The organism is Streptomyces sp. CB02009 (assembly GCF_001905825.1).
GTDB lineage: Bacteria > Actinomycetota > Actinomycetes > Streptomycetales > Streptomycetaceae > Streptomyces.
In genome coordinates this window covers 1-2,071 of the sequence record NZ_LIVV01000035.1, presented here as the reverse complement: position 1 = coordinate 2,071, position 2,071 = coordinate 1, and the positions used below count along the sequence as shown (strand labels likewise).

1 protein-coding gene is annotated in these 2,071 nt (G+C 50.2%); it reads left to right on the top strand.

Annotated features, from left to right (window positions below; genetic code table 11):
• The first annotated feature begins 17 nt into the window (after positions 1-17).
• Positions 18-878: a broad-spectrum class A beta-lactamase TEM-116 gene (locus AMK27_RS41000; protein WP_000027050.1), complete on the top strand. Its 861-nt coding sequence runs from the start codon at positions 18-20 to the stop codon at positions 876-878.
• Positions 879-2,071: the final 1,193 nt, after the last annotated feature.

Here is a 2,071-nt window from a genome sequence, read left to right as displayed (position 1 = left end):
ATTGAAAAAGGAAGAGTATGAGTATTCAACATTTCCGTGTCGCCCTTATTCCCTTTTTTGCGGCATTTTGCCTTCCTGTTTTTGCTCACCCAGAAACGCTGGTGAAAGTAAAAGATGCTGAAGATCAGTTGGGTGCACGAGTGGGTTACATCGAACTGGATCTCAACAGCGGTAAGATCCTTGAGAGTTTTCGCCCCGAAGAACGTTTTCCAATGATGAGCACTTTTAAAGTTCTGCTATGTGGCGCGGTATTATCCCGTATTGACGCCGGGCAAGAGCAACTCGGTCGCCGCATACACTATTCTCAGAATGACTTGGTTGAGTACTCACCAGTCACAGAAAAGCATCTTACGGATGGCATGACAGTAAGAGAATTATGCAGTGCTGCCATAACCATGAGTGATAACACTGCGGCCAACTTACTTCTGACAACGATCGGAGGACCGAAGGAGCTAACCGCTTTTTTGCACAACATGGGGGATCATGTAACTCGCCTTGATCGTTGGGAACCGGAGCTGAATGAAGCCATACCAAACGACGAGCGTGACACCACGATGCCTGTAGCAATGGCAACAACGTTGCGCAAACTATTAACTGGCGAACTACTTACTCTAGCTTCCCGGCAACAATTAATAGACTGGATGGAGGCGGATAAAGTTGCAGGACCACTTCTGCGCTCGGCCCTTCCGGCTGGCTGGTTTATTGCTGATAAATCTGGAGCCGGTGAGCGTGGGTCTCGCGGTATCATTGCAGCACTGGGGCCAGATGGTAAGCCCTCCCGTATCGTAGTTATCTACACGACGGGGAGTCAGGCAACTATGGATGAACGAAATAGACAGATCGCTGAGATAGGTGCCTCACTGATTAAGCATTGGTAACTGTCAGACCAAGTTTACTCATATATACTTTAGATTGATTTAAAACTTCATTTTTAATTTAAAAGGATCTAGGTGAAGATCCTTTTTGATAATCTCATGACCAAAATCCCTTAACGTGAGTTTTCGTTCCACTGAGCGTCAGACCCCGTAGAAAAGATCAAAGGATCTTCTTGAGATCCTTTTTTTCTGCGCGTAATCTGCTGCTTGCAAACAAAAAAACCACCGCTACCAGCGGTGGTTTGTTTGCCGGATCAAGAGCTACCAACTCTTTTTCCGAAGGTAACTGGCTTCAGCAGAGCGCAGATACCAAATACTGTTCTTCTAGTGTAGCCGTAGTTAGGCCACCACTTCAAGAACTCTGTAGCACCGCCTACATACCTCGCTCTGCTAATCCTGTTACCAGTGGCTGCTGCCAGTGGCGATAAGTCGTGTCTTACCGGGTTGGACTCAAGACGATAGTTACCGGATAAGGCGCAGCGGTCGGGCTGAACGGGGGGTTCGTGCACACAGCCCAGCTTGGAGCGAACGACCTACACCGAACTGAGATACCTACAGCGTGAGCTATGAGAAAGCGCCACGCTTCCCGAAGGGAGAAAGGCGGACAGGTATCCGGTAAGCGGCAGGGTCGGAACAGGAGAGCGCACGAGGGAGCTTCCAGGGGGAAACGCCTGGTATCTTTATAGTCCTGTCGGGTTTCGCCACCTCTGACTTGAGCGTCGATTTTTGTGATGCTCGTCAGGGGGGCGGAGCCTATGGAAAAACGCCAGCAACGCGGCCTTTTTACGGTTCCTGGCCTTTTGCTGGCCTTTTGCTCACATGTTCTTTCCTGCGTTATCCCCTGATTCTGTGGATAACCGTATTACCGCCTTTGAGTGAGCTGATACCGCTCGCCGCAGCCGAACGACCGAGCGCAGCGAGTCAGTGAGCGAGGAAGCGGAAGAGCGCCCAATACGCAAACCGCCTCTCCCCGCGCGTTGGCCGATTCATTAATGCAGCTGGCACGACAGGTTTCCCGACTGGAAAGCGGGCAGTGAGCGCAACGCAATTAATGTGAGTTAGCTCACTCATTAGGCACCCCAGGCTTTACACTTTATGCTTCCGGCTCGTATGTTGTGTGGAATTGTGAGCGGATAACAATTTCACACAGGAAACAGCTATGACCATGATTACGCCAAGCTTGCATGCCTGCAGAG